This is a genomic window from Pseudomonas cerasi, from assembly GCF_027983475.1.
Lineage (GTDB): Bacteria > Pseudomonadota > Gammaproteobacteria > Pseudomonadales > Pseudomonadaceae > Aquipseudomonas > Aquipseudomonas cerasi.
This window is the reverse complement of record NZ_JAQJVM010000001.1, coordinates 382,648-408,820: the sequence shown is the minus strand read 5'-3', so window position 1 is coordinate 408,820 and position 26,173 is coordinate 382,648. Positions and strand designations below refer to the sequence as shown.

Sequence of the window (26,173 nt, the reverse complement as noted above, 5' to 3'; positions counted from 1 at the left end):
CTTGAATCAGTGTGGCGCTTCAGCGGCGTGGTTGAGCGAATACTTGGGTATTTCGACCGTGAGGTCTTCGTTGCCGACAATGGCCTGACAGGACAGACGCGATTGCGCTTCCAGCCCCCACGCCTTGTCGAGCATGTCTTCTTCCAGCTCATCGGCTTCATTCAGCGAACCGAAACCTTCGCGAATGATGCAATGGCAGGTGGTGCACGCACACACGCCACCACAGGCGCTTTCAATCTCGATGTGGTGCTCGTGGGCAATGTCGAGAATAGACGTGCCGGGCTCCACTTCTACAACCAGCCCGTCCGGGCAATGCTCGGCGTGGGGCAGAAAAATCACCTGCGGCATCAGTTATTCCTCAATCTCATTCAAGTTGCGCCCGGCCAGTGCGGCTTTTACCGTCGAATCGAGGCGTCGGGCAGCAAATGCATCGGTTACCTGCGACAGACGCTTGGTCTGCTGCTCGATGGCATAACCATCGGTGCCTTGCATCAGTTCACGGAGTTCGTCCATCTGCAGATTGATGACCAGGCGCTCTTCCTCGTCGAGAAGACGCTCGCCATCGGCATCCAGGGCACCCTGAACAGCTTCGAGCAGACGCTCGGCATCAACCTGATGCTCACGCAGCACACGAGCGACCTTGTCGTCGCCGGCATACTCGAAGGAGTCCTTGAGCATGCGGGTGACTTCGTCATCGGTCAGCCCGTAGGAAGGCTTGACCTGAATGCTCGACTCGATACCCGAGCCCATTTCACGCGCCGAAACGCTGAGCAGACCGTCAGCATCGACCTGGAAGGTGACACGAATCTTTGCCGCACCCGCGACCATCGGCGGGATGCCACGCAGCTCGAAGCGCGCCAGCGAACGACAGTCGCTGATCAATTCACGCTCACCCTGCAGTACATGAATCTTCATGGCCGTCTGGCCATCCTTGTACGTGGTGAATTCCTGACCACGCGCCACAGGGATGGTGGTGTTGCGCGGAATGACCTTCTCCATCAGACCGCCCATGGTTTCCAGCCCCAGCGAGAGCGGAATCACATCGAGGAGCAGCAGCTCGCCACCGTCACGCTTGTTGCCGGCCAGAGTATCGGCCTGGATCGCAGCCCCGATGGCCACCACCTGATCCGGGTCGATCTCGGTCAACGGCTGACGACCGAAAAGCTCGGCCACCGCTTCGCGTACGCGTGGAACTCGGGTTGAACCGCCGACCATGACCACCGCTTCGACTTCTTCAAGCTCGATACCGGTATCACGCACCGCACGACGACAGGCCTTGAGACTGCGCGCGACCATAGGCTCGATCAGCGCATTGAGCGCCTCGCGGGTCAGCGTGCCACGCCAGTCACCGTAGGCGACCTCGACAGACTCGGCGTCAGTCAGCGCTTCCTTGGCCGAGCAGGCAGCCTGCAGCAGGCTGCGTTGCGCGGAAGGGTCGATATCGGCAGACAGACCGGCATCAGTGACAATCCAGTTGGCTATCGCATGATCGAAGTCATCGCCACCCAGAGCGGTATCGCCGCCAGTGGCCAGTACTTCAAACACACCGCCGGTCAGGCGCAGGATCGAGATATCGAAGGTCCCGCCACCCAAGTCATAGATGGCAACCACGCCTTCGGCTTTCTGATCCAGGCCATAGGCGACAGCCGCCGCCGTGGGCTCATTGAGCAGGCGCAGTACGTTGAGACCCGCCAGTCTGGCAGCGTCCTTGGTCGCCTGACGCTGAGCGTCATCGAAGTAGGCAGGAACGGTGATCACCGCGCCTACCAGCTCGCCACCCAACGAGGCTTCCGCGCGCTGGCGCAGGACCTTGAGGATGTCGGCAGACACTTCGACCGGGCTTTTCGGCCCCTGCACGGTGTCGATGAACGGCATGTGCGACTCACCGCCAACAAACCGGTACGGCAGCTGCTCGCCCAGTTGCTTGACGTCAGTCAGGCCACGCCCCATGAGACGCTTGACCGACAGAACGGTATTGAACGGGTCCTGGGAGGCGGCGATCTTCGCTGACTGCCCTACTTCGACACGATCAGCGTGATAGCGCACGGCAGACGGCAGAATGACCTGCCCCTCTGCATCGGCCAGCGGTTCGGATAGGCCGCTGCGTACTGCAGCAACCAGAGAGTTGGTGGTGCCCAGGTCGATACCCACAGCCAGACGACGCTGGTGCGGTTGAGGACTCAGGCCGGGTTCGGCGATCTGCAGTAAAGCCATGCTGTTCAGAATAATCACTGGCGCGCGGCCGAAGCCGCGCGGGGTTAATCGTCGAGGCGCTCTTCTAACTGGCGCACTTCGTGAGAGAGCTTGTCGAGAAACTGCATACGCCGCATCAGCTTTTCAGCGTGCTCGCGCTGTGCAGCATCATTCCAACAGGCCGCGAAGCTCTGGTTCAGTTCGTCCTGAGCGACCTTGAGCTGACGCTTGAAGGTCGCAACGCCGGCGAGATCAGCCTCTTCCTGCAAGTCCTCGAGGTCTTCGCGCAATTGCATCTGCTGCAGAAGAAACTCGGGATCATGCACCGTGACTTCGAGCGGCACTTCGTTGCCGTTCATTGCCAGCAGGTAGCGCGCCCTTTTCGGCGGGCTTTTCAGGGTCTGATAGGCCTCGTTGAGACTGGCCGAGCGCTCCAGCGCCACACGCTGCTCACGCTCGGGGGCATCCGCAAAGCGATCCGGATGCACGTTACGCGCAAGCTCACGGTAGCGCGTGGCCAGCTGGTCAAGATCAAGCTGAAACTCGGGCTTGAGGTCGAACAGGGCGAAGTGACAGGGAGTACCCACAATAAAAAGCCTCAGACGTTGAAGCTTTCGCCACAGCCGCACTCACCGCGCGAATTGGGATTGTTGAACTTGAAGCCTTCGTTCAACCCTTCACGCACGAAATCGAGCTCGGTGCCATCCAGATAGACCAGACTCTTCGGGTCAATGATCACCTTGACGCCGTGCATTTCAAACACGGTGTCTTCGCTGGCCGCCTCATCGACGAACTCGAGCACATAGGCAAGACCTGAACAGCCTGTGGTGCGAACACCCAGACGAACGCCGTCACCCTTGCCGCGCCCCTCGAGGGAACGTCGTACGTGGTTAGCGGCAGCTTCTGTCATGCTGATAGCCATCGGAACTCCTTAGCCTGTTGCATTAGCCTGTTGCAGTTGACTCTGTCGCAAGCTTCTCTTGAAAAGCCTGCTTACAGCAGACCTTTCTTTTGCTTGTAATCGCGAACGGCCGCCTTGATGGCGTCTTCAGCAAGTACCGAGCAGTGAATCTTCACTGGCGGCAGTGCCAGCTCTTCAGCCAACTGAGTGTTCTTGATGGTCTCTGCTTCATCCAGAGTCTTGCCTTTCATCCACTCGGTCGCCAGGGAGCTGGACGCAATGGCCGAACCACAGCCGTAGGTCTTGAACTTGGCGTCTTCGATAACGCCCTGCTCGTTGACCTTGATCTGCAGGCGCATCACGTCGCCGCACGCAGGAGCGCCGACCATGCCGGTGCCAACATCAGGATCTTCCGCGTTCATCTTGCCGACGTTACGTGGATTTTCGTAGTGGTCGATGACCTTTTCGCTGTAAGCCATGATTCTATTCCTCTCACATCAGGGAGCCGCTCTGCAGGTCACGTCGCAATTGCCCATGACCTGTCTTGGAGGCGACTTTAAATTAGTGCGCCGCCCACTCGATCTTGGAGATGTCGACGCCGTCTTTGAACATGTCCCACAGCGGCGAAAGCGTGCGCAGCCGGGTGACAGCCTCGCAAACTTTCTGCGCGGCGTAATCGATTTCTTCTTCGGTGCTGAAACGGCCGAAGGTGAAACGAATCGAGCTGTGCGCCAGTTCGTCGTTGCGACCCAGGGCACGCAGCACGTACGAAGGCTCAAGCGAGGCCGAGGTACAGGCCGAACCGGACGATACCGCCAGATCCTTGAGCGCCATGATCAGCGACTCGCCTTCGACATAGTTGAAGCTCAGGTTCAGGTTGTGCGGTACGCGTGCGGTCAGACTGCCGTTGACGTACAGCTCTTCCAGGTTTTCGACCTGCTTGAAAAAACGATCGCTGAGTGCCTTGATGCGCACGTTTTCAGCAGCCATTTCTTCCTTGGCGATACGGAATGCTTCGCCCATGCCGACGATCTGGTGAGTCGCCAGGGTGCCGGAACGCATGCCACGCTCGTGACCGCCGCCGTGCATGGTCGCTTCAAGGCGAACACGTGGCTTGCGGCTGACGTAGAGTGCGCCGATGCCTTTGGGGCCGTAGGTTTTGTGTGCAGAGAACGACATCAGGTCAACCTTGAGGCTGGCCAGATCGATTTCAACCTTGCCGGTCGACTGCGCGCCATCGACGTGGAACAGCACACCACGTGAACGGGTCAGCTCACCGATCGCGGCGATATCGTTGATGGTGCCGATCTCGTTGTTCACATGCATGATCGAAACCAGGATGGTGTCGTCGCGCAGTGCCGCTTCAATCATGGCAGGCGTGATCAGACCGTCTTCGCCTGGCTCGATGTAGGTCACTTCGAAACCTTCGCGTTCCAGCTGGCGAGTGGTGTCGAGGACAGCCTTGTGCTCAACCTTCGACGTGATCAGGTGCTTGCCTTTGCTGGCGTAGAAATGCGCAACACCTTTAATAGCCAGGTTGTTGGATTCAGTGGCACCCGAAGTCCAGACGATTTCGCGCGGATCGGCGTTGACCAGATCAGCGACCTGACGACGAGCGTTCTCGACCGCTTCTTCGGCTTTCCAGCCAAAGACGTGGGAGCGCGAGGCCGGGTTGCCGAAGTTTCCTTCGACGGTCAGGCAATCGATCATTTTCTGCGCGACACGCGGATCGACCGGGGTCGTCGCGGAGTAGTCGAGGTAAATTGGCAATTTCATTGAAGCTCTCCTATCAGGCAGGCGCACCGCTCATTCATCTGCGTTCATTCGACGGCGGACGTTTCGATCTTACCCAGTTGCGACATGTGGTTATGACCACGGCGCATATCCTGGCGCTGAGCGACTTCTTGTACCTCACGGCGAGTGACAAGATCCGCCAAGCTGATACCGCTTAGAAATTCGTGAATCTGCTGGCTCAGGTCGCACCACAGGTGGTGAGTCAGGCAGGTATCGCCAGCATGGCAATCGCCCAGACCCTGACACCGCGTGGCATCGACAGATTCATTGACTGCATCGACAACCTGAGCAACCTGGATGCCTTTCATGTCGCGCGACAGCTGGTAACCACCACCCGGACCACGAACACTGGAAACCAGATTGCCGCGACGCAGCTTGGCGAACAGCTGCTCGAGGTAGGACAGGGAAATACCCTGCCGCTCGGAGATGTCGGCCAGAGACACTGGCCCGTTCTGCGCGTGCAACGCCAGGTCAAGCATGGCTGTTACAGCGTATCGGCCTTTAGTAGTCAGTCGCATGGCGTATACCGCAGAGGTTCGGAATGAGAGCGAGTATGCTATTCCCGAGTAAAAGAGTCAACTATTAGACCAAGTAAAACAGTCGGGATTAGCGAAAAGCGCGGGCTGCATCATAGCAAAGGTGCGGCGTAATGGCACGCACCCTGCCCACCGTGAGCGCTAGCCGACCTTGCCTTCCTGGCAGTCCTTGACGCAGTCGAAAACTTCGTCACGCAGCTCCGGCAACTCCTTGGCGCGGTAATCACTGCCAAGCCTGCCGAGTGCATCGCACATGCCTTCCAGGCGCCCATCGACAGCCTGCAAATGGTCAAGCAACTGGCCAATGGCGCGCGCGACCGGATCGGGCATATCTGCACTGACACCGTAGGCATCGAAGCCGAGCTTCTCGGCCATGGCCTTGCGCCTGGCCTCAACCTCATCGTCCGACTTGACGATGATGCGCCCCGGGATGCCCACTGCGGTTGCGCCCGCAGGCACAGCCTTGGTGACCACTGCGTTGGAGCCGATCTTGGCGCCGGCGCCCACCGTAAACGGCCCGAGTACCTTGGCACCCGCCCCGACCACCACACCATCTTCCAGCGTCGGATGGCGCTTGCCGGCATTCCAGCTGGTGCCACCCAGGGTCACGCCCTGGTAGAGGGTGACGTCATTGCCGATCTCGGCGGTTTCGCCGATCACGATGCCCATGCCGTGATCGATGAAAAAACGGCGGCCGATGCGCGCGCCCGGATGGATCTCGATACCGGTCATCCAGCGGCCGAAGTTCGAGACCACCCGTGCCGGCCATTTCCAGCCGTTGCGCCACAGAATATGGGCGAAGCGGTGCAGCCAGATCGCGTGCATCCCCGGATAGCAGGTCAGGACTTCAAAGGCGTTGCGCGCTGCGGGATCGCGGTGGAACACGCTTTGAATGTCTTCTCGCAGACGCTCGAACATCACTGATCCTTTCGCTTGTAGGGTTCACCGCGCGCGGCTTTCTGGGTTTCAGTGAGCACACCGCGCAGGATACTCAGCTCGGATCGCTCGACTTCGCTACGCCCGTACAGCCTGCGCAACCGAGCCATCAGATGCCGTGGCTTTTCCGGATCAAGAAAGCCGATGGCCACCAGCGTGGCCTCGAGGTGGGTGTAGAAACCTTCCATTTCGTCCATGGTCGCCAGTTCGGCACTGTGCGCCGACGCAGGCCTTGAAGCCTCGCCCTGCTCCGCGGCAGCCAGCCAGGCCACGCGCACCTCATAACTGAGCACCTGTACGGCAGCCGCCAGATTGAGAGAACTGAACGCGGGGTCAGACGGGATGTGCACATGGAAGTGGCAACGCTGCAGCTCTTCGTTGGTCAGGCCCGCATGTTCGCGACCGAACACCAGCGCCACCTCGATACCGTCGCCGGCCTGTTCGATGACTTTTTCACCCGAGGCACGCGGATCCAGCATAGGCCACGGCAGGCTTCGATCCCGCGCGCTGGTGCCCAGCACCAGACGGCAGCCGACCAGCGCTTCTTCAATGGTCGCCACCACCTGCGCGCCCTCGAGAATGTCGGTAGCGCCGGACGCACGCGCATCGGCATCGGGCGAAGGAAAAATGCGCGGATCGACCAGCACCAGACGCGAAAGCCCCATGTTTTTCATGGCGCGAGCAGCCCCGCCGATATTTCCGGGATGGGTAGTGCCGACCAGGACAACACGAATGTTCTGCAACAAAGCGAACGCTCACTGATACGAATTAGGGGGGCAAATCTTACAGAAACGGCTCGACTAACGCCATGAAGCTGTGAGAGCTGCAACAGCATGAGCGACCGCGCCGGACGCAAAAAAACACACACGAACCCGACAACCGTAACAACGCAAGGCTGGAAATAATTCGAATCAGCCCATAGAATGCCCGGCTCTCTTTAACAACCTTAGGTGAATTATCCATGCAGCCCATGCTGAATATCGCGCTGCGCGCCGCCCGCAGCGCCAGCGAATTGATTTTCCGCTCCATCGAGCGCCTGGATACCATCAAGGTTGACGAAAAAGAAGCCAAAGACTACGTCACAGAGATCGACCGCGCTGCCGAGCAAAGCATCATCACCGCTCTGCGCAAGGCCTACCCGACTCACGGCATTCTCGGCGAAGAAAGCGGCCTGCACGAAGGCAGCGGCGAAGGCACCGACTACCTGTGGATCATCGACCCACTGGACGGCACCACCAACTTCGTTCGCGGCATCCCGCACTTTGCCGTCAGCATCGCCTGCAAATACCGCGGCCGCCTCGAGCACGCCGTGGTTCTCGACCCGGTCCGCCAGGAAGAATTCACCGCAAGCCGTGGTCGTGGCGCAGCCCTGAATGGTCGCCGTCTGCGCGTCAGCCAGCGCAAGAGCCTGGAAGGCGCCTTGCTCGGCACCGGCTTCCCGTTTCGTGACAACCAGATGGACAACATCGAGAACTACCTGGGCATGTTCCGTAGCCTGGTAGGCCAGACCGCCGGCATCCGCCGCGCAGGTGCTGCCAGCCTCGACCTGGCTTATGTCGCTGCCGGTCGCTTCGATGCGTTCTGGGAGTCGGGCCTGTCCGAGTGGGACATGGCCGCAGGCGCCCTGCTGATTCAGGAAGCAGGCGGTCTGGTCAGCGATTTCACCGGTGGTCACGACTTCCTCGAGAAAGGCCACATCGTTGCCGGCAACACCAAGTGCTTCAAGGCGGTACTGACCGCGATCGCACCGCACCTGCCAGCTTCGCTCAAGCGTTAAGCGGCAGGCATAAAAAAACCGGCGCAAGCCGGTTTTTTTATGTCTTCTGAAGCTCAGCGGCTGGCGTTACTGCGCCTGACCCAATATCAGCTGACCGTTCTTGTCGACCGGAATCTGGCTACCCGGATCACGCTCCATACGAACCTGACCCACCTTCTCGTTCAGCTTGTACTTGACGTTGTAGCCCACAACCTTGTCGCTCACATCATTGACCGTCGTGCAGCGGTTCTGCGTAGTGGTGTAGGTATCACGCTCCTGCATGCCTTCCTGAACCTTGTTACCCGCATAACCACCACCTACCGCGCCCGCGACTGTAGCGATCTTCTTGCCGTTACCGCCACCGATCTGGTTACCCAGCAAGCCACCGGCAACCGCGCCAATAACGCTACCGACGATCTGATGCTGGTCCTTGACCGGCGCCTGACGGGTAACGGTTACGTCCTTGCAAACTTCACGGGGGGTTTTGATCTGCTGATTGATAGGCTCTACCGCCAATACATCCGCATACTCAGGACCACCCTTGACCAAGCTATAGGTGGCAACGGCGCCGCCAGCAGTCACGACAGCAGCACCTAACACAGCACCAACAAGCATAGACTTGTTCACTTGAACCTCCTGACCAATCGAAACGCAGCATGGCTGCGCAATGCCTAGCCTTGGAGCATAAAAAAAGGCGCGAGTTCAGCACTCGCGCCTTTTTTATGATGGCCGGACCTACGGGAGGTCGTCAGCCTTCTCGACGACCACTGGAGGAATCAGATCCTCGGTGGTCAGGTTCAGCCAGATCAGCACCACGTTGGCGATGTAGATGGACGAGTAGGTACCCGCCAGTACGCCGATGAACAACGCGATGGAGAAGCCTTCCAGGCTGTCACCGCCAAACACCCACAACGCCACGATCGCCAACAGGGTCGAAACCGAGGTGGCAATGGTGCGCAGCAGTGTCTGCGTAGTGGAGATGTTGATGTTCTCGATCAACGAAGCCTTGCGCAGCAGGCGGAAGTTTTCGCGTACCCGGTCGAAGACCACAATGGTGTCGTTCAGCGAGTAGCCGATGATCGCCAGCACCGCCGCCAGCACCGTCAGGTCGAAGGTGATCTGGAAGAACGACAGGATCCCCATCGTCACCACCACGTCGTGAATCAGCGAGACGATCGCCCCGACTGCGAATTTCCACTGGAAGCGGAATGCCAGGTAGATCAGAACACCACCCAGCGCCATCAGCATGCCGAGGCCGCCCTGATCGCGCAGCTCTTCACCGACCTGCGGGCCGACGAACTCGACACGCTTGACCACTGCCGGGTTATCGGCACCGGCCTTGCGCAGCGCCTCGGCAACCTGGGTGCCCAGTTGCGGGTCTTCACCCGGCATGCGCACCAGCAAGTCGGTGGTGGCGCCGAAGCTCTGTACAACGGCTTCGTGATAGCCCGCCGAAACCAGCTCCTGACGAACCTTGCCCAGGTCGGCGGGACGTTCGTAGGTCAGCTCGATGAGCGTACCGCCGGTGAAGTCCAGACCAAAGTTGAGCCCTTTATGGAACCAGCTGAACAACGCCAGTACGGTAAGGAGCATTGTGATGGCGAACGCAACATTGCGAACGCCCATGAAGTTGATGGTACGTAACATGGCAGCCCCTTAAATCCACAACTTCTTGAAGTCACGACCGCCGTAGATCAGGTTGACCATAGCGCGGGTCACCATGATGGCCGTGAACATCGAGGTAAAGATCCCGAGCGACATGGTCACCGCAAACCCCTTGACCGGGCCGGTGCCCATCGCAAAGAGAATGCCGCCGACCAGCAGCGTCGTCAGGTTGGCGTCGAGGATCGCCGTGTAGGCACGATCGAAACCTTCGTTGATAGCACGCTGAACCGTCATGCCGTTGGCGATCTCTTCACGAATCCGCGAGAAGATCAGCACGTTGGCGTCCACCGCCATACCCATGGTCAACACGATACCGGCGATACCCGGCAGGGTCAGTGTGGCACCCAGCAAGGACATCAATGCCAGCAGCATGACCATGTTGAGGGCCAGTGCCACGGTCGCGATCAGACCGAAGAAGCGGTAGATCGCCATGATGAACAGCGAGACGAACAGCATGCCCCACAGGGAAGCGTCGATACCCTTGGTGATGTTGTCGGCACCCAGGCTAGGACCGATGGTGCGCTCTTCAGCGAAGTACATCGGCGCCGCCAGACCACCGGCACGCAACAGCAGCGCCAGCTCGGAAGACTCACCCTGACCATTCAGACCGGTAATCCGGAACTGGCTGCCCAGTGGCGACTGAATGGTCGCCAGACTGATGATTTTCTTGTCTTCCTTGAAAGTCTGCACCGGCACGTCTTTCTCGACGCCATCGACCATCTGTTTGGTGTAGGTGGTGGTCGGACGCTGCTCGATGAAGATCACCGCCATGCTGCGCCCCACATTGCTGCGGGTTGCACGGCTCATCAGTTCGCCGCCGTGACCATCGAGGTTGATGTTCACCTGTGGACGACCATGCTCGTCGAAGCTGGCCTTGGCGTCAGTCACCTGATCACCGGTAATGATCAGACCACGCTCCACCGCCGCTGCCGGACGACCGCCTTCGCGGAATTCGAACATCTCGGTGGTGCCTTTCGAATCATCCGGGCCTGCACCCAGACGGAATTCGAGGTTGGCGGTCTTGCCCAGAATACGCTTGGCTTCGGCCGTGTCCTGCACACCCGGCAGCTCGACCACGATGCGGTTGGCACCCTGGCGCTGAACCAGCGGCTCGGCAACACCCAGCTCGTTGACCCGGTTACGCACGGTGGTCAGGTTCTGCTTGATCGAGTATTCGCGAATCTCGGCCAGCTTGGCAGGCGTCAACGCCATGCGCAGTACCGGGATACCGTTCAGCTCGGCAGGCGTGATTTCGAAATCGGTAAAGGTCTTGCGTACCAGTGCACGCGCCTGCTCACGCTCTGCGTCGTCGGTGAAGCCCAGCTGAATCACATTGCCCAGCTGCGGCAGGCTGCGATAACGCACCTTTTCCTTGCGCAACAGGGATTTGACTTCGCCTTCGTAGACTTTCAGACGTGCATCGATCGCCTTGTCCATGTCGACTTCCAGCAGGAAGTGCACACCGCCGGACAGGTCGAGACCAAGCTTCATCGGGCTTGCACCCAGGTGACGCAACCAGGTCGGCGTGGTACGCGCCAGGTTCAGTGCAACGACATAGTCGTCACCCAACGCCTTGCGCACGACATCCTTGGCTGGCAACTGATCTTCCTGCTTGCTCAGACGCAACAAACCGCCCTTGCCATTCTCGGCCAGAGAAGAAGCCTTGACCGAGATGCCGGCATCGGCAAGCGCCTTGGCTGCACGATCCACGTCCGCCTGATTGACTTGCAACGCAGTGCTTGCGCCGCTGATCTGGATGGCAGAATCATCAGGGTAGAGATTGGGTGCGGAATAAATAAAACCGACCACCAGCACCGCCAGGATCAGTACGTATTTCCACAGAGGGTATTTGTTCAGCATCACGCCGCCCGCTTAAAACGCGGGGCGCCTTGCGCGCCCCGTCGATGGGTAAAAAGTTGTTGCTCAGATCGCTTTCAGGGTGCCTTTAGGCAGAGTGGCCGCGATGGCGCCCTTCTGGATTTTCAGCTCAACGGTGTCAGACACTTCGATGACCACGAAGTCATCGGTCACTTTGTTGATCTTGCCCGCGATACCGCCACTGGTGACAACTTCGTCGCCTTTCTGCAGGTTGCCCAGCAGGTTTTTCTGCTCTTTGGCGCGCTTGGCCTGTGGACGCCAGATCATCAGATAGAAGATGACCAGGAAGCCGACCAGGAAGATCCACTCGAAACCACTGCCCGCAGGACCGGCAGCCGGTGCAGCAGCATCCGCAAAAGCGGGAGAGATGAAAAAGCTCATTTGTCGCTCCAGTTACATAATTAGTATAAAAAGCAGGAAAAACTCGTTCTGTTTCAACCCAGAGGCGGCGTTGGAAGACCGCGTTTGGCATAGAAGGCATCGACGAAGGCGGCCAATGTACCCTGTTGAATAGCCTCGCGCAAACCAGCCATAAGCAGCTGGTAGTGCCGCAAATTATGGATTGTATTGAGCATGCTCCCCAGCATTTCCCCGCACTTGTCCAGATGATGCAGATAAGCGCGCGAGAAGTTCTTGCAGGTGTAGCAATCGCAGGTCGGGTCCAGCGGCGAATTGTCGTGGCGATGGAACGCGTTACGGATTTTCAATACACCGGTATCGGTGAACAGATGGCCGTTGCGGGCGTTGCGGGTGGGCATCACGCAGTCGAACATGTCGACGCCACGGCGCACACCTTCGACCAGATCTTCCGGCTTGCCTACACCCATCAGGTAACGAGGTTTGTCTGCCGGCATGAGGCCTGGCAGGTAGTCCAGCACCTTGATCATCTCGTGCTTGGGTTCGCCCACCGATAGACCGCCGATCGCCAGACCGTCAAAGCCGATCTCGTCCAGGCCTTCCAGCGAGCGCTTGCGCAGGTTCTCGTGCATGCCGCCCTGAACGATGCCGAACAACGCGGCAGTGTTTTCGCCGTGGGCGATCTTGGAACGCTTGGCCCAGCGCAGCGACAGCTCCATGGAGACCCGCGCTACATCTTCGTCGGCCGGGTACGGCGTGCATTCGTCGAAGATCATCACGACGTCCGAGCCCAGATCACGCTGAACCTGCATCGACTCTTCCGGCCCCATGAACACCTTGGCACCATCGACCGGCGAAGCGAACGTCACGCCCTCTTCCTTGATCTTGCGCATGGCGCCCAGGCTGAACACCTGAAAGCCGCCGGAGTCGGTCAGAATCGGCCCCTTCCACTGCATGAAATCGTGCAGGTCGCCGTGGCCCTTGATGACTTCGGTACCCGGACGCAGCCACAGGTGAAACGTGTTGCCCAGAATCATCTGCGCGCCGGTCGCCTCGATATCACGGGGCAGCATGCCCTTGACCGTGCCATAGGTGCCCACCGGCATGAACGCCGGGGTCTCGACCACACCACGCGGAAAGGTCAGGCGACCGCGACGGGCCTTGCCGTCGGTGGCCAGCAGTTCGAAAGACATACGACAGGTGCGACTCATGCGTGATCCTCTGGTGCCGATTCCTGTGGGGCCGTCGGCGCGGGATTGCGGGTGATGAACATCGCATCACCGTAACTGAAGAAGCGGTAGCCGTGCTCGATGGCCGCCGCGTAGGCCGCCATCGTCTCGGGATAACCGGCGAACGCCGAAACCAGCATCAACAGCGTGGATTCAGGCAGATGGAAATTGGTCACCAGGGCATCGACTACGTGAAACGGCCGGCCTGGATAGATGAAGATGTCGGTATCGCCGCTGAACGGCTTCAGTTCGCCGTCACGCGCGGCACTCTCCAGCGAGCGCACACTGGTGGTCCCGACCGCAACCACTCGCCCGCCCCGTGCACGGCACGCGGCCACAGCGTCGACCACGTCCTGGCCAACTTCCAGCCATTCGCTGTGCATGTGGTGATCTTCGATCTGCTCGACGCGCACCGGCTGGAATGTACCCGCGCCAACGTGCAGCGTGACGAACGCAGTCTCGACGCCCTTGGCGGCGATCGCCTCCAGCAGCGGCTGATCGAAATGCAAGCCAGCAGTCGGTGCAGCCACAGCACCCGCACGCTGCGCGTAAACGGTCTGATAGCGCTCGCGATCCGCGCCTTCATCCGGACGGTCTATATAAGGAGGCAACGGCATATGGCCGACACGCTCCAGCAACGGCAGTACTTCTTCGGCGAAGCGCAGCTCGAACAGCGCATCGTGCCGCGCCACCATCTCGGCCTCGCCACCGCCGTCGATCAGAATCGACGAGCCAGGCTTGGGCGACTTGCTCGAACGCACATGCGCCAGCACACGATGGCTGTCCAGCACGCGCTCGACCAGAATTTCCAGCTTGCCGCCGGAGGCCTTTTGCCCGAACAGACGTGCGGGAATGACCCGGGTATTGTTGAACACCATCAAATCGCCCGGGCGCAAATGCTCGAGCAAATCGGTGAATTGACGATGTGCCAGCGCGCCCGTCGGCCCATCGAGGGTCAACAGACGACTGCTGCGACGCTCGGCCAGCGGGTGGCGAGCAATCAGGGAATCGGGGAGTTCGAAGGTAAAGTCGGCGACGCGCATGATCGGGTTCGTTTAGCAGGGCCGGGAAGTTTATCCGGTTTGACGGCATTAGTAAAAAACCTGCGTAAATCCCTGTTGACCAACAGAAAACTCATCCTTATACTTCGCCGCCATTGAGCCCTGATGGCGGAATTGGTAGACGCGGCGGATTCAAAATCCGTTTTCGAAAGAAGTGGGAGTTCGATTCTCCCTCGGGGCACCACCTTTAAAAAAGACCTTGAAATTCAAGGTCTTTTTTTTCGTCTGGTGGAAAGTGCCTTGATCCAATCCTCGCTCTTCCGCCTCTTTCTCGGAATAGAGTGCTAAACGTCCAGCAAAGCCTTCCTGCATTAAACATTCGTCGTTACACACATGCCTTCGATGAGCAGTGGGCGAAGACCTCCAAATGCCGCTCCGCTAATCACTTGAACCTTTCGAAACGTAAGCACTGACAGGGCGTCTGCCTGACGTTTCTGTACGCGCATGGAACCTTATCGGGAAAATTTGCCACCCACCCGACAAATCCACAGTGGCGAACCGATTATGAGTAGCCTTTTCTACAAAACGTTGCTTGATGACTTTTCAAGATGCATGGAGATGCCCGCCTTGGCGTTTGACGATAAGGGTGCGTGCAACATGATCATCGACAAGGCATTCGCTCTGACGCTGTTGCGCGACGACAAGCATCAACGTTTGTTGCTGATTGGTCTGCTTGAGCCACACGAGGATCTACCCTTGCAGCGCCTGTTGGCTGGCGCTCTCAACCCCCTTGTGAATGCCGGCCCCGGCATTGGCTGGGATGAGCAAAGCGGCCTGTACCACGCTTACCAAAGCATCGCGCGGGAAAAAGTCAGCGTGGAGATGCTGAAGCTCGAAATTGCAGGATTGGTCGAATGGATGAAGTGTTGGCGAGAAGCCCGCACGTGACCGCGCTTTCAATCTTCCGACGTATTTCAACTACTCTTGCTTAGCGTAAGGAGCTTTTAGTGAACCCTATCCATGCACGCTTCTCCAGCGTAGAAGCGCTCAGACATTCAAACGTTGATATTCAGGCAATCAAATCCGAGGGTCAGTTGGAAGTCAACGGCAAGCGTTACGAGATTCGTGCGGCCGCTGACGGCTCAATCGCGGTCCTCAGACCCGATCAACAGTCCAAAGCAGACAAGTTCTTCAAAGGCGCAGCGCATCTTATTGGCGGACAAAGCCAGCGTGCCCAAATAGCCCAGGTACTCAACGAGAAAGCGGCGGCAGTTCCACGCCTGGACAGAATGTTGGGCAGACGCTTCGATCTGGAGAAGGGCGGAAGTAGCGCTGTGGGCGCCGCAATCAAGGCTGCCGACAGCCGACTGACATCAAAACAGACATTTGCCAGCTTCCAGCAATGGGCTGAAAAAGCTGAGGCGCTCGGGCGCGATACCGAAATCGGTATCTACATGATCTACAAGAGGGACACGCCAGACACAACGCCTATGAATGCGGCAGAGCAAGAACATTACCTGGAAACGCTACAGGCTCTCGATAACAAGAAAAACCTTATCATACGCCCGCAGATCCATGATGATCGGGAAGAGGAAGAGCTTGATCTGGGCCGATACATCGCTGAAGACAGAAATGCCAGAACCGGCTTTTTTAGAATGGTTCCTAAAGACCAACGCGCACCTGAGACAAACTCGGGACGACTTACCATTGGTGTAGAACCTAAATATGGAGCGCAGTTGGCCCTCGCAATGGCAACCCTGATGGACAAGCACAAATCTGTGACACAAGGTAAAGTCGTCGGTCCGGCAAAATATGGCCAGCAAACTGACTCTGCCATTCTTTACATAAATGGTGATCTTGCAAAAGCAGTAAAACTGGGCGAAAAGCTGAAAAAGCTGAGCGGTATCCCTCCTGAAGGATTCGTCGAACATACACCGCTAAGCATGCAGTCGACGGGTCTCGGTCTTTCTTATGCCGAGTCGGTTGAAGGGCAGCCTTCCAGCCACGGACAGGCGAGAACACACGTTATCATGGATGCCTTGAAAGGCCAGGGCCCCATGGAGAACAGACTCAAAATGGCGCTGGCAGAAAGAGGCTATGACCCGGAAAATCCGGCGCTCAGGGCGCGAAACTGAAATCGGGGCTAAATAGCTGACACACTCACTGCCCTTATTACCTGTGTGGTCCTGAGATAGATTTATACCTGTTTCACACTTAAAACGCTCGATGCACCGCATCGGGCGTTTTCTATTTCAGGGGTGTTTAGCAGTTCATTAAAAGCCGGAACAGTACTGAGCGCCGCAGCCTGAATGCTGAATCAGCCTCTGATCGGTTTTTTGGTCTCCAACCGCTTTCTCCGGAGCCTTTATCACCGACTGGGTAGATGGCTATGAGTGGTCTTGTGATAAGCCCGTTGGCGAGGAACCTGCTCGCGCGCATCACGAATGAGGATAAACAGACGGTCTCTGCCTACGCACGACAACGCAGGAGCAATCAATATGAAAAAGCCCGCTCACCGCGGGCTTTTGAATTATTTTTGAGTAGGTGCCTGATGGGTCCGAACGCGACACTGGATAAACTTGCCAACCGCTGCCTATGGGCAACGTGTTCCTCAACCTCGGCATCAACATGCCAATACTTTCCTGGCAAGTAAAAAACCCTAGGATTGAAGACGGGCGGAACAATACAAGCACCTCATACACAGCACAAGAGGAAGAGGCTTGAAAAGAGTTCAACCTCTTCCCTGCTATCAATGCGCCCTGTCAATCCCGAACTGATCCAGCACCGGGTCAACGTTATGATCAAACGCCTTCTGTGCCTTGTGCTTTTTGACTGCATCGATAATCGCCGAAATACCAAAACCCAAAGCCATGGCGCCGTCGATGGCCCAGCCGATCACCGGGATTGCAGCACCCAGCGCTGCGCCTGCGGCAAGCCCTGTGGCTTCACCGGCAACCAGACCGACAGCGCGGCCGATCATCTGCCCGCCCAGACGACCAAGGCCGGCAGACGCCTCGCGACCCATCATTTTCGCGCCGGTGTCTATGCCGCCCTTGATTGCCTCCGCACCCAACCTGGAGCTGTCGATGATGCTCTGAGCCGCGCCCAGCTTGTCGCCGCTGGCGAGCCTGTCAGACACTGACGCGAAGCCCATGACCGAATTGAATGCCTTGCCTCCGATACCTTGCTCGGCGAGCTGCTCTGCCAGCGAAGGGCCACCCTCTTCATCGGTCTTGCCCTCCAGCAACTTGCGGCCTTTTTTGGAGTTCTGCAGTTCGGACAAGGTGCTGGCCGTGTAGCTCTCACGCTCACCATTAACGAAATCAGCGGGCAGCACGCTTTCATACGCCGCTTTCTGGTTATCTGCGGTTTGCAGAGACTCACCGGCGTCAGACTTTTTCTGGCCAAGCAGTTGTTTCAGAGCGCCCCCCTCGCTGAAGTTGCGAACGTAGGAATCGGCAATCTTCGTTTGCACTTCATCAGGCTGGTTGTTGAATACTTGCTGGGCAGTGGGCACCTGAGCATCGGGAAACAGGTCTTTTTGCAGTTGCAGTTGAGCCGACAGGCCGGTGATGGCGCCGCTGTAATCGGGGTCGGGGTTGTGTTTGTCGACGGCCTTGTCTGCGGTTGCCAGGTCGGTTTGCAAGGCCTTTCCGCTGTTGACGTTTTGAACCTGCTCAGTCACGGCCTTCTGCAGCGCCGAATCGCTGCTGACCAGGCTGCGCTCCTGTTCGGGAATGCTTTTGTTGAGGTACTCCTGAACGTCAGGATCGGCTTGCAACTGAGCGATTCGCTCGTTAAGGCCCGCCTCGGTCTTCTCGGTATTGCGCAAATCCCGCCCGGCTATCACGCTCTGCTGAGTCTGCTGCAACTTGATCATCACAGCGGCCTTCTGCGCGCCGGTGTAAGCCTTGGGCTTCTCGAAAACCTGGGCGTTGAGTTTGCTGATATCGATACCGGCTACCGAATTCAACGTCGCGGCGTCGCTGAGCATGCTGGCGAACTGGCCACCATTTTTGGGCGCGCTCTTCCTGATCCACTCGCTCATATTGGACGCATCGAACACCTGGTCGGGACTATGCGCAGCCTTCTTGCGCCCGGTCAGACCGGCTTCATCCACCTGGCTGAGGAAGCCCGCCTGCGACCACATGTTGGACGACTGTTTGAGCGTGCCTGACAACCCGGGGTTACTTTTAATCAGCGCTTTCAGACCCTCGGCGCTGACATTGCCATCGACATCGGTCTTGTCCGCCGCCCCGACTGCATGATGAGGGTCGGCAGCCGTGGCCAACGGCATATTGGCGCGCATCACCGCTGCACTGCGCACCATTTCAAGGGATTGAGGATCGGCGCCGGGGTTGTCTTCCATGTACTTGGCCACGTCCTTGTCGGCATTGTCGGCCGCCTTCTCCATGTTTTTGGCGAACGCCTTGAGGTCTTTGTTGGTGATTTTGCCATCTGCATTACCACCGTCCTTGCCGACGTCGACCGCCGTCTTCAACGCAGGATTGGCATTGATGAACGCCATCGCCTTTTCGGCGTTGGGGCCATTCTCTCTGGCCATCCAGGCTGCGGCGATGGGCCGGTTGAGTTCTTTGGCGGCCTGCTCGCGCTCTTCGGGCGGCAGGTTGGCAACCATCGGTTCCCAGCGCTTGAGCGCCTCGGGCGAAGAGTATTCGGAGTTATCGAGAAACGCTGCATCGGTCGCGCTCGGTGCATTCGCCGGGTTGGAGGCCGCCGTGGGTGACGCGCTCGCGGTTGACGAGACCGACGTCATCGGGGACACCTGATCACTGTCCTGATCGACGCTTGAGGTACTTTCGCTACTGCTGCTGCGAGTCAGCAGACTCATCAGCGATGAGCCGCTTTGCTCGGTTCCCGAAAAGGACGATGGGCTGTCGTTGGCCTGGCCGAACTGTACAAAAGCCTGACCACCACCTGCGCCGCTCTGCGTGAGCGAGGCTTTGGCCAATGGCGTCTCAGCAGCCAGTTCGCCAGAGGTGGGTTGATTCACGATGCTGCCGAGGGCAGGACTGGGAGAACTGGATATACGCATGGTTGCCATCCAAGTGGTGAGGGATGGCAACTGTGTGGTTTTGCGTGCGAGTTGGTTCCAGACAGATAACCACTCAGGCAAACGGGTCTATCTGTTGCTTGAGCTGCACCCGTGCCCGGGACAACCGTGAGCGGACGGTGCCGATCGGGACACCCAGCGTGTTGGCGGTTTCCTGATAATTGCCGTCCATTTCCAGCGAAACTTCCAGGACCTTCTGCATGTTCGTCGGCAAGCAATCGATGGCCTCTATGACACGTGCCAACTGCCGGTGCCCGTCTACCTGATGAGTAATATCGCCGTGCCATTCCAGATCGGTATGGACGTCGTCTTCCCAGCTTTCCTGATAAGGCTGGCGATACATTTTGCGGAAGTGGTTGCGGATCAGATTCAGTGCAATGCCACACAACCAGGTTTGCGGTTTGCTGGCGTGCTGAAACTTGTGCTCATTGCGTAACGCTTCGAGAAACACACACTGCAGGATGTCATCCACATCATCGGCGTTCTTTACCCGCTTCTGAATGAACGCCCTGAGCATCTGGATCTGATCGGCCGTCAATTGACGAATACCAGCGGACGAGGATGGTTTGCGTGGTTCGGTTACATCAAGGATCACAAGATTCGGGAGCATGGGCTTGCCTCATTTGATGGAGTGCAAGCCCTATAGCGATAACCATGCCAGCCAAAAAATATTTATAAGCACATGTTTTATAAAACTATTTTAAAATTTGAAATTCTTTGAAATACATTTTTTTGCGCAACACGGTTTTTGGCTCTGCAGCTTTTGGCACAAACGCACAAGCCTTCGGCACCAGGGAACCGAACCGCGTCAATGACCCACTCAGCGGTCATGACCAGGCCCAGAATCGTCCTATGAAAATCGTCGCCCCGCCTACATTACCCATTCGTCCGGTAGCGCCAATCCGCGCCATCACACCGGCTGCGCGAGCGATTCCCGGCAGCGGGTTGCCTGATGAAAAAGGCACCTCGTCACTGCAGGTCTCGCGCTTCGCCGCAGCGCTGGTGCAGCACAGCCGGATACTGCGTGAGCGAGAGCTGATCGCGAGCAGGAACGCGTTGCAGTCGCGGGCCGTCAAACTGGGCGAGCTTTATCAGTTGCTGATGAGCACCAGCGACACCGGGCTGGATAACGCCGCCAGACTGCTGCGCAAAAAACTGCTGCAGGACAACGACGCCGATCTGGAACAGGTTCTGGAATTCGCTGACGGCGACGCTGCCAAGGCTCACGTGGTGTTGCAGGCAGCGCGCAAACAGGCAGAAGACGATGGGGCTGAAGAAGAATATGCAGCGCTGACGCAGACGCTTAAACATCTGCGCCGCCGATTCGGTCCGCGCGCGCGCGCCGGTATCAATACCGCAAGAGCCTTCGGGCGCCAGAACATCGATAACAAGCGCCGCACTGCCTTGCGCAATCTGTATGGCGTAGCGGTGTCGGGACAACCCAACGTCACGGGCTTGATCGAAGCCCTGATCGGCGAGCAACAGGAACCCGGCGAGTTCGACCTGAACCTGCGCGACATGCGCATCGCCATCGCCGACGATCTTTCGGCGATTACTCCGTCGGCTTCCCATGAACAACTGCGCACGCTGATGCATGGCCTGACCACCGCGCGCCATGTCACTACGTTGCTGCGCGGTTGCGAACACCTGCTGGGACGCATGCGCAAAAAGAATCCCAAACTGACCGTGGACCCTCCGGCCTTCCTCAAGCACATGCTGACCCTGACGGCCAATGGCATGAACGTGAATCAGACCTTGCAGCTGACCCAGCACATCGGGGGCAACAAACTCGAACACCAGTTGGCGTTTCTCAATGGCCTGCGGCCGATGCTGATGCAACTGCCGATCCTGCTCTGGCGGGACCTGAAAAGCCGCCAGGCCGCGCTGAATAATCTACTCACGCTGATGGCCGAGCTTACGCATAAGGAACAGAAGCAACTATACGAGGGGCTTGCCTGATGAACCGGGTCATCAACTTTCTGAACATGGTCGCGCTGTCGGCCATGCGCCGCTCGGAACTGGTCGGTGCGTTTTTTGTGATCGCCATCGTGTTCATGATGATCACACCGCTGCCCACCGGCTTGATCGACGTGCTGATCGCCGTGAACATCTGTATTTCCTGCCTGCTGATCATGCTGGCGATGCACCTGCCAAGGCCACTGGCGTTCTCGACCTTCCCTGCCGTGCTGCTGCTGACCACGATGTTTCGTCTGGCCCTGTCGGTTTCCACCACGCGGTTGATTCTGCTCAACCAGGACGCCGGACACATCGTCGAGGCGTTCGGGCAGTTCGTGGTGGGCGGCAATCTGGCGGTGGGTCTGGTGATCTTCCTGATCCTGACGGTGGTCAACTTTCTAGTGATTACCAAAGGCTCGGAACGGGTCGCCGAAGTCGGTGCGCGTTTTACCCTGGACGCGATGCCCGGCAAGCAGATGTCCATCGACAGTGACCTGCGTGCCAACCTGATCACCGTCCACGAGGCCCGCAAACGACGCGCTGAACTGAACAAGGAAAGCCAGTTGTTCGGTGCGATGGATGGCGCCATGAAGTTCGTCAACGGCGATGCGATCGCCAGCCTGATCATCGTTGCCATCAACATGATCGGCGGCATTTCCATCGGCGTGCTGCAACACAACATGGCGGCAGGCGACGCCTTGCAGCTGTATACCGTGCTGACCATCGGTGACGGCCTGATCGCGCAGATTCCTGCGCTGCTGATTTCCGTGACCAGCGGCATGATCATCACCCGCGTGCCCAACACCGAGGCGGGTGTGGAAGCCAACATTGGCCGCGAGATCGCCGAGCAGATCACCAGCCAGCCCAAGGCCTGGATCATCGCCTCGGTGGCCATGCTCGGCTTCGCGGCCCTGCCGGGAATGCCGACCGGTGTTTTCATTACCATCGCGATCATCTGCGGTGCCGGTGGACTGCTGCAGTTGCAACGGGCAAAACCCAAGGCCGATGAGCAACGTACAGCCGCTGTGGCGCCAGAAATGAACGGCAAGGAAGACCTGCGTACCTTTTCGCCCAGCCGCCAGTTTGTGCTGCAATTCCACCCCGGTCAGGACAGCGCACAGATCGAAGCGCTGGTCAGCGAAATACGCAAGCGCCGCAACCGTCTGGTGGTGCAGTACGGCCTGACCCTGCCTTCGTTCATCATCGAGCATGTCGATGACATTGCCCCGGACGAGTTTCGCTTCACCGTCTATGACGTACCGATGCTCAAGGCCACCTTCACGCAGAGCCATGTCGCCGTGGAAGCGCGCCAGCTGGAAGGCGAAAACCTTCCAGCTGCCATCCCGGGAAATACCGACCGCCAGGAAGATCAATGGGTCTGGCTGCCTGCCGAGCAGTCTGGCGAATTGAACCCGGTCAGTTCCACGACGCTGATCATCGAACGCATGGAGCGTGCATTGCAGTCCTGCGCGCCGCAGTTCATCGGCTTGCAGGAAACCAAAGCGATCCTCAGCTGGCTGGAGTCCGAGCAACCGGAACTCGCTCAGGAAATGCAGCGGGTCCTCACCCTGACGCGCTTCTCGGCCGTCCTCCAACGCCTGGCCTCGGAGTGTGTGCCGCTGAGGGCGATCCGGGTCATTGCCGAAACCCTGATCGAGCACTGCCAGCATGAACGCGATACCAATGTGCTGACCGACTATGTGCGCATAGCGCTCAAGTCGCAGATCTACCACCAGTACTGCGGTGCCGAAGGCCTGCAAGTGTGGCTGCTCACGCCGGAAAGCGAGGGGTTGTTGCGCGATGGCCTGCGCCAGACGCAAACCGAAACATTCTTCGCGCTGAGCAACGAGACCAGCCAGATGCTCGTGCAACAGCTGCACATTGCCTTCCCGGTACGAGCTCCCGAACAGGCGGTTCTGCTGGTGGCACAGGATCTGCGCAGCCCTCTGCGTACCTTGTTGAGGGAGGAGTTCTACCATGTACCCGTACTATCTTTTGCGGAAATCAGCAACGCGGCCAAGGTCAAGGTCATGGGTCGATTCGACCTTGAAGACGATCTCGAGCCGCTGGACAACGAGCACGCTGCCTGAGCCTGCAAGGCCTGAATGCACGGAGACTTTCAGATGTTTGAATTACGCGTACTGAATGGCCAGCACCAAGGCGCGGCATTACCGCTGATCGGTGAGCAATGGTCGATTGGCTCTGCCGGGCAACACGATCTGGCGCTGGACGATGCGGGCGTGGAAAGCCTGCATTGCCGCCTGCAACGTGTCGACGACAACTGGACACTGAACGCTGAACAAGGCGCGGTCTGCGACGAACAGGGCAACGCCCGGCCGAGCATTGACCTGACGCTCAATAACGCTTTCATGCTGGGTTCGGTGTGGCTGTGCGTTTCGCCTGCGGGCGATGAGTGGCCCTCGGTGCCCGCCGTGCTTCCCAAACAGCCCGAGGCCGAATCCGGGCCGGCACACAACGATGTGCCGCTGGAGAAGGTCAAGTCCCGCTCGCAATTTCTCAACCGCACCACGGGCATCATCGCCGGGCTGCTGGTGGGCGTCATCGGCAGCGCCTGGAGCCTGACCCGCCCGCCTGCTATTGCGATGGATCAGAGCCCGGCACACCTGGCTGCCGCCACAACAGAGGCCTTGCCCGATACGCCCAAGGCACCAGCCAGGGCTGCAAACCCTGTGACCGACAAACGCATACGCCTGAGCAACGCGGATGCCGTCCGCCATCAGTTGAGCACCATGCTCAGCGACCGCCTGCTGACTGACATCAGCGTGGAAGAGACGCCCGACGGGCTGATCCTCAACGGCGATCTGAAAGAAGAATCGCTGCTGGTCTACCAGCGCATGCTTCAGCGCTTCAAGGCGCTGTATGACTCGCCGGTAACCGTCCTGGACAACGTGGGCAGCAATCGCAACACCCTGCCCTTTGTGGTGGTTCAGATCATGACCGGGCCGCATGCGCATCTGGTGACTGCCGACGGTCGACGTGTTTACGTAGGTGACGAAGTGGATGGCCTGCGCCTCACCCGAATCGATAATCAGCGTCTGCAATTCGACGGTAATCGCCATATCGAGGTGAACTGGTGAATGCAGCACTGAACCTGTGGAAAGACGCGCATGCCAAGCGTTTGAGCCAGTATTGCGCGGTGCGCGTCATTGGCCGGGTCAGCGCCGTGCGCGGGATTCTGCTGGAGTGCAGGATTCCATCGGCCAAGGTCGGCGATCTCTGTGAAGTGAGCAAAGCCGATGGCTCGTTGCTGCTGGCCGAAATCGTCGGTTTCACCCAGGAATGCACGCTGCTCAGTGCCTTGGGCCCACCCGACGGTATTCAGGTGGGCGCGCCGATCCGACCGCTGGGCGTGGCACACCGGATCGGCGTCGATGACAGCCTGCTCGGCTGTGTACTGGACGGTTTCGGGCGGCCGCTGATGGGCGATTGCCTCGGCGCTTTCGCCGGCCCCGAAGACCGCCGCACGACTCTGCCGGTGATCGCCGACGCCCTGCCGCCGACCCAGCGACCGCGCATCACCCGGGCTTTGCCCACCGGGATACGCGCCATCGACAGTGCGATTCTGCTCGGTGAGGGACAGCGTGTCGGGCTATTCGCCGGCGCGGGCTGCGGCAAGACCACACTGATGGCCGAACTGGCGCGCAACATGGATTGTGACGTCATCGTTTTTGGCCTGATCGGCGAACGGGGTCGCGAGTTGCGCGAGTTTCTCGATCACGAACTGGACGAAACCCTGCGCCGCCGCTCGGTGCTGGTCTGTGCAACTTCCGATCGTTCCAGTATGGAGCGCGCCCGTGCTGCGTTCACTGCCACCGCCATCGCCGAAGCCTTTCGCGCCCGTGGCCAGAAAGTGCTGTTGCTGCTCGACTCCCTGACCCGCTTCGCCCGCGCGCAACGGGAAATCGGTATTGCCTCGGGCGAACCACTGGGGCGCGGCGGTCTTCCACCCTCGGTGTACACCCTGCTGCCACGGCTGGTGGAGCGCGCCGGGATGAGCGAGAACGGTTCGATCACCGCGCTTTATACGGTGCTGATCGAACAGGACTCGATGAACGATCCGGTCGCCGACGAAGTGCGCTCATTGCTCGACGGACACATCGTACTGTCGCGCAAGCTGGCCGAGCGCGGGCACTACCCGGCTATCGATGTGTCGGCCAGCATCAGCCGGATTCTGAGCAACGTCACCGGTCGTAAACATCAACGGGCGAACAATCGCCTGCGCCAGTTACTGGCCGCCTACAAACAAGTGGAAATGCTCCTGCGCCTGGGTGAATACCAGGCCGGGGCCGACCCGGTCACCGACTGTGCCGTGCAACTGAACGAAGCCATAAACGCGTTCCTGCGCCAGGACCTGCGTGAGCCCGTGCCGTTGCAGGAAACCCTGGACAGGCTGCTGCAACTCACCTCTCAACTGCCGGAGTAGCCATGGACGAACCACTGGAAGACGACCCGCAACAGGTTGCTCTGCATCAGGTGATCGGTCTGCTCACACCACTGCGTCAACATCGTCAGGCCAGTGCCGAGCGGGCTCATCGCCAGGCGCAGTTGGAACTGAAATCGATGCTCGACCACTTAGCAGAGACCAGGGCGTCGCTGAATCAGGAACGCGAAAACCACAAGCGCCGCCGAGAGAGTCTGTCCCATGCGCATTTGCAAAGAACTCTCAGCCTGACTGATGTGGACGGCTGGCACGAAAAGGAAAGAACCATGCTCGACCGCCTGGCTTACATCCGCCAGGACGTGCAGCAACAGCAAATGCGAGTAGCTGAACAACAGGCGTTGCTTGAACAGAAACGGCTGCAAGCCAAGGCGTCTCAGCGCGCGGTCGAGAAACTCGCCTGCATGGAGGAGACGCTCAACGAAGAAGGTTAAGTGA

Annotated in this window: 25 protein-coding genes, 1 tRNA gene and 1 pseudogene; 9 read left to right on the top strand and 18 right to left on the bottom strand. The window is 58.8% G+C overall.

Features of this window, described 5'->3' with window-relative positions; all coding sequences use genetic code 11:
• Positions 1-6 precede the first annotated feature (6 nt).
• The 9 genes from fdx to trmJ all read right to left on the bottom strand — a co-directional run bounded on the left by fdx (position 7) and on the right by trmJ (position 7,106).
• Complete coding sequence (gene fdx, locus PI739_RS01900) at positions 7-348, bottom strand: ISC system 2Fe-2S type ferredoxin (RefSeq protein ID WP_003433456.1); 342 nt, start codon at positions 346-348, stop codon at positions 7-9.
• Between the two features lie 3 nt (positions 349-351).
• Positions 352-2,214, bottom strand: coding sequence for a Fe-S protein assembly chaperone HscA (gene hscA / locus PI739_RS01895; protein WP_003433457.1), 1,863 nt, complete (start codon positions 2,212-2,214; stop codon positions 352-354).
• A gap of 44 nt (positions 2,215-2,258) precedes the next feature.
• Positions 2,259-2,780, bottom strand: coding sequence for a co-chaperone HscB (hscB, locus tag PI739_RS01890; RefSeq protein ID WP_002552478.1), 522 nt, complete (start codon positions 2,778-2,780; stop codon positions 2,259-2,261).
• Positions 2,781-2,791: 11 nt separating this feature from the next.
• Positions 2,792-3,115: an iron-sulfur cluster assembly protein IscA gene (gene iscA, locus PI739_RS01885; RefSeq protein WP_003365093.1), complete on the bottom strand. Its 324-nt coding sequence runs from the start codon at positions 3,113-3,115 to the stop codon at positions 2,792-2,794.
• A gap of 71 nt (positions 3,116-3,186) precedes the next feature.
• The gene (gene iscU / locus PI739_RS01880) at positions 3,187-3,573 is read right to left on the bottom strand and encodes a Fe-S cluster assembly scaffold IscU (RefSeq protein ID WP_002552476.1); all 387 of its coding nucleotides are present in this window, start codon (positions 3,571-3,573) and stop codon (positions 3,187-3,189) included.
• Positions 3,574-3,655: 82 nt separating this feature from the next.
• Positions 3,656-4,870, bottom strand: a complete 1,215-nt coding sequence (locus PI739_RS01875; RefSeq protein WP_003365095.1) for an IscS subfamily cysteine desulfurase — start codon at positions 4,868-4,870, stop codon at positions 3,656-3,658.
• 44 nt (positions 4,871-4,914) lie between these two features.
• Positions 4,915-5,406: a Fe-S cluster assembly transcriptional regulator IscR gene (gene iscR, locus PI739_RS01870; RefSeq protein WP_002552474.1), complete on the bottom strand. Its 492-nt coding sequence runs from the start codon at positions 5,404-5,406 to the stop codon at positions 4,915-4,917.
• 159 nt (positions 5,407-5,565) lie between these two features.
• Positions 5,566-6,342 (bottom strand): serine O-acetyltransferase, encoded by a 777-nt coding sequence (gene cysE / locus PI739_RS01865; RefSeq protein WP_003365098.1) that lies wholly within the window; start codon positions 6,340-6,342, stop codon positions 5,566-5,568.
• The gene (gene trmJ, locus PI739_RS01860; RefSeq protein ID WP_054080728.1) at positions 6,342-7,106 is read right to left on the bottom strand and encodes a tRNA (cytosine(32)/uridine(32)-2'-O)-methyltransferase TrmJ; all 765 of its coding nucleotides are present in this window, start codon (positions 7,104-7,106) and stop codon (positions 6,342-6,344) included. The genes cysE and trmJ overlap by 1 nt, the downstream gene beginning before the upstream one ends.
• A gap of 215 nt (positions 7,107-7,321) precedes the next feature.
• On the opposite strand from trmJ, the gene suhB reads away from it, so the two are divergent.
• Positions 7,322-8,137: a type III secretion system regulator SuhB gene (gene suhB / locus PI739_RS01855; protein WP_003314166.1), complete on the top strand. Its 816-nt coding sequence runs from the start codon at positions 7,322-7,324 to the stop codon at positions 8,135-8,137.
• A 66-nt stretch (positions 8,138-8,203) separates the two neighbouring features.
• On the opposite strand, the gene PI739_RS01850 is transcribed toward suhB, so the two are convergent.
• The 6 genes from PI739_RS01850 to queA all read right to left on the bottom strand — a co-directional run bounded on the left by PI739_RS01850 (position 8,204) and on the right by queA (position 14,288).
• Positions 8,204-8,743, bottom strand: coding sequence for a glycine zipper 2TM domain-containing protein (locus PI739_RS01850; protein ID WP_002552471.1), 540 nt, complete (start codon positions 8,741-8,743; stop codon positions 8,204-8,206).
• Between the two features lie 108 nt (positions 8,744-8,851).
• Complete coding sequence (gene secF / locus PI739_RS01845) at positions 8,852-9,763, bottom strand: protein translocase subunit SecF (protein WP_003433459.1); 912 nt, start codon at positions 9,761-9,763, stop codon at positions 8,852-8,854.
• A gap of 9 nt (positions 9,764-9,772) precedes the next feature.
• Positions 9,773-11,641, bottom strand: coding sequence for a protein translocase subunit SecD (secD, locus tag PI739_RS01840; protein ID WP_003433461.1), 1,869 nt, complete (start codon positions 11,639-11,641; stop codon positions 9,773-9,775).
• Positions 11,642-11,704: 63 nt separating this feature from the next.
• Positions 11,705-12,040, bottom strand: coding sequence for a preprotein translocase subunit YajC (yajC, locus tag PI739_RS01835; RefSeq protein ID WP_002552468.1), 336 nt, complete (start codon positions 12,038-12,040; stop codon positions 11,705-11,707).
• Positions 12,041-12,093: 53 nt separating this feature from the next.
• Complete coding sequence (gene tgt / locus PI739_RS01830) at positions 12,094-13,209, bottom strand: tRNA guanosine(34) transglycosylase Tgt (protein WP_003365111.1); 1,116 nt, start codon at positions 13,207-13,209, stop codon at positions 12,094-12,096.
• A gap of 14 nt (positions 13,210-13,223) precedes the next feature.
• Positions 13,224-14,288 carry a tRNA preQ1(34) S-adenosylmethionine ribosyltransferase-isomerase QueA gene (gene queA / locus PI739_RS01825; protein WP_002552466.1) on the bottom strand — a complete coding sequence of 355 codons (1,065 nt, stop codon included), beginning with the start codon at positions 14,286-14,288 and terminating at the stop codon, positions 13,224-13,226.
• A gap of 117 nt (positions 14,289-14,405) precedes the next feature.
• Between queA and PI739_RS01820 the strand changes: the two genes are divergently transcribed.
• The 3 genes from PI739_RS01820 to PI739_RS01810 all read left to right on the top strand — a co-directional run bounded on the left by PI739_RS01820 (position 14,406) and on the right by PI739_RS01810 (position 16,381).
• Positions 14,406-14,490 (top strand) — tRNA-Leu (locus PI739_RS01820).
• Positions 14,491-14,810: 320 nt separating this feature from the next.
• Positions 14,811-15,194: a type III secretion system chaperone gene (locus PI739_RS01815; RefSeq protein WP_096105054.1), complete on the top strand. Its 384-nt coding sequence runs from the start codon at positions 14,811-14,813 to the stop codon at positions 15,192-15,194.
• A 59-nt stretch (positions 15,195-15,253) separates the two neighbouring features.
• A complete protein-coding gene (locus PI739_RS01810; protein WP_003365117.1) occupies positions 15,254-16,381 on the top strand; it encodes a T3SS effector HopA1 family protein in 1,128 nt (375 codons plus the stop codon).
• Between the two features lie 147 nt (positions 16,382-16,528).
• On the opposite strand, the pseudogene PI739_RS01805 reads toward PI739_RS01810, so the two are convergent.
• The 3 genes and pseudogenes from PI739_RS01805 to hrpL form a co-directional block, all read right to left on the bottom strand.
• Positions 16,529-16,737: pseudogene (locus PI739_RS01805) on the bottom strand (hypothetical protein); the annotation flags it as partial.
• Positions 16,738-16,995: 258 nt separating this feature from the next.
• Positions 16,996-19,302, bottom strand: coding sequence for a type III effector HrpK domain-containing protein (locus tag PI739_RS01800; RefSeq protein ID WP_058416988.1), 2,307 nt, complete (start codon positions 19,300-19,302; stop codon positions 16,996-16,998).
• Positions 19,303-19,375: 73 nt separating this feature from the next.
• Entirely contained in the window at positions 19,376-19,930 is a 555-nt protein-coding gene (gene hrpL / locus PI739_RS01795) for an RNA polymerase sigma factor HrpL (RefSeq protein ID WP_003365122.1), read from the bottom strand.
• 242 nt (positions 19,931-20,172) lie between these two features.
• Between hrpL and sctW the strand changes: the two genes are divergently transcribed.
• From sctW to PI739_RS01770, 5 genes are read left to right on the top strand one after another with little or no spacing between them, the layout of a single operon-like run.
• Positions 20,173-21,279 (top strand): type III secretion system gatekeeper subunit SctW, encoded by a 1,107-nt coding sequence (gene sctW / locus PI739_RS01790; RefSeq protein ID WP_024662110.1) that lies wholly within the window; start codon positions 20,173-20,175, stop codon positions 21,277-21,279.
• Positions 21,279-23,366 (top strand): type III secretion system export apparatus subunit SctV, encoded by a 2,088-nt coding sequence (sctV, locus tag PI739_RS01785; protein WP_003365126.1) that lies wholly within the window; start codon positions 21,279-21,281, stop codon positions 23,364-23,366. The genes sctW and sctV overlap by 1 nt, the downstream gene beginning before the upstream one ends.
• Before the next feature lie 33 nt (positions 23,367-23,399).
• Entirely contained in the window at positions 23,400-24,374 is a 975-nt protein-coding gene (gene sctD / locus PI739_RS01780) for a type III secretion system inner membrane ring subunit SctD (RefSeq protein WP_003365128.1), read from the top strand.
• Positions 24,371-25,720, top strand: coding sequence for a type III secretion system ATPase HrcN (hrcN, locus tag PI739_RS01775; protein ID WP_271351450.1), 1,350 nt, complete (start codon positions 24,371-24,373; stop codon positions 25,718-25,720). The genes sctD and hrcN overlap by 4 nt, the downstream gene beginning before the upstream one ends.
• A 2-nt stretch (positions 25,721-25,722) precedes the next feature.
• On the top strand, positions 25,723-26,169 hold the full coding sequence (locus PI739_RS01770) for a hypothetical protein (protein ID WP_003365131.1): 447 nt from the start codon (positions 25,723-25,725) through the stop codon (positions 26,167-26,169).
• The last annotated feature ends 4 nt before the right edge of the window (positions 26,170-26,173 follow it).

Coding starts and splice junctions, on each gene's coding strand:
- PI739_RS01875 (WP_003365095.1), bottom strand. CDS start 4,870: ATGAAATTGCCAATTTACCTCGACTACTCCGCGACGACCCCGGTCGAT.
- hrpL (WP_003365122.1), bottom strand. CDS start 19,930: ATGCTCCCGAATCTTGTGATCCTTGATGTAACCGAACCACGCAAACCA.
- fdx (WP_003433456.1), bottom strand. CDS start 348: ATGCCGCAGGTGATTTTTCTGCCCCACGCCGAGCATTGCCCGGACGGG.
- secF (WP_003433459.1), bottom strand. CDS start 9,763: ATGTTACGTACCATCAACTTCATGGGCGTTCGCAATGTTGCGTTCGCC.
- tgt (WP_003365111.1), bottom strand. CDS start 13,209: ATGTCTTTCGAACTGCTGGCCACCGACGGCAAGGCCCGTCGCGGTCGC.
- queA (WP_002552466.1), bottom strand. CDS start 14,288: ATGCGCGTCGCCGACTTTACCTTCGAACTCCCCGATTCCCTGATTGCT.
- yajC (WP_002552468.1), bottom strand. CDS start 12,040: ATGAGCTTTTTCATCTCTCCCGCTTTTGCGGATGCTGCTGCACCGGCT.
- iscU (WP_002552476.1), bottom strand. CDS start 3,573: ATGGCTTACAGCGAAAAGGTCATCGACCACTACGAAAATCCACGTAAC.
- secD (WP_003433461.1), bottom strand. CDS start 11,641: ATGCTGAACAAATACCCTCTGTGGAAATACGTACTGATCCTGGCGGTG.
- PI739_RS01800 (WP_058416988.1), bottom strand. CDS start 19,302: ATGCGTATATCCAGTTCTCCCAGTCCTGCCCTCGGCAGCATCGTGAAT.
- iscA (WP_003365093.1), bottom strand. CDS start 3,115: ATGGCTATCAGCATGACAGAAGCTGCCGCTAACCACGTACGACGTTCC.
- iscR (WP_002552474.1), bottom strand. CDS start 5,406: ATGCGACTGACTACTAAAGGCCGATACGCTGTAACAGCCATGCTTGAC.
- sctW (WP_024662110.1), top strand. CDS start 20,173: ATGAAAATCGTCGCCCCGCCTACATTACCCATTCGTCCGGTAGCGCCA.
- PI739_RS01815 (WP_096105054.1), top strand. CDS start 14,811: ATGAGTAGCCTTTTCTACAAAACGTTGCTTGATGACTTTTCAAGATGC.
- sctD (WP_003365128.1), top strand. CDS start 23,400: ATGTTTGAATTACGCGTACTGAATGGCCAGCACCAAGGCGCGGCATTA.
- hscA (WP_003433457.1), bottom strand. CDS start 2,214: ATGGCTTTACTGCAGATCGCCGAACCCGGCCTGAGTCCTCAACCGCAC.
- cysE (WP_003365098.1), bottom strand. CDS start 6,342: ATGTTCGAGCGTCTGCGAGAAGACATTCAAAGCGTGTTCCACCGCGAT.
- PI739_RS01770 (WP_003365131.1), top strand. CDS start 25,723: ATGGACGAACCACTGGAAGACGACCCGCAACAGGTTGCTCTGCATCAG.
- suhB (WP_003314166.1), top strand. CDS start 7,322: ATGCAGCCCATGCTGAATATCGCGCTGCGCGCCGCCCGCAGCGCCAGC.
- sctV (WP_003365126.1), top strand. CDS start 21,279: ATGAACCGGGTCATCAACTTTCTGAACATGGTCGCGCTGTCGGCCATG.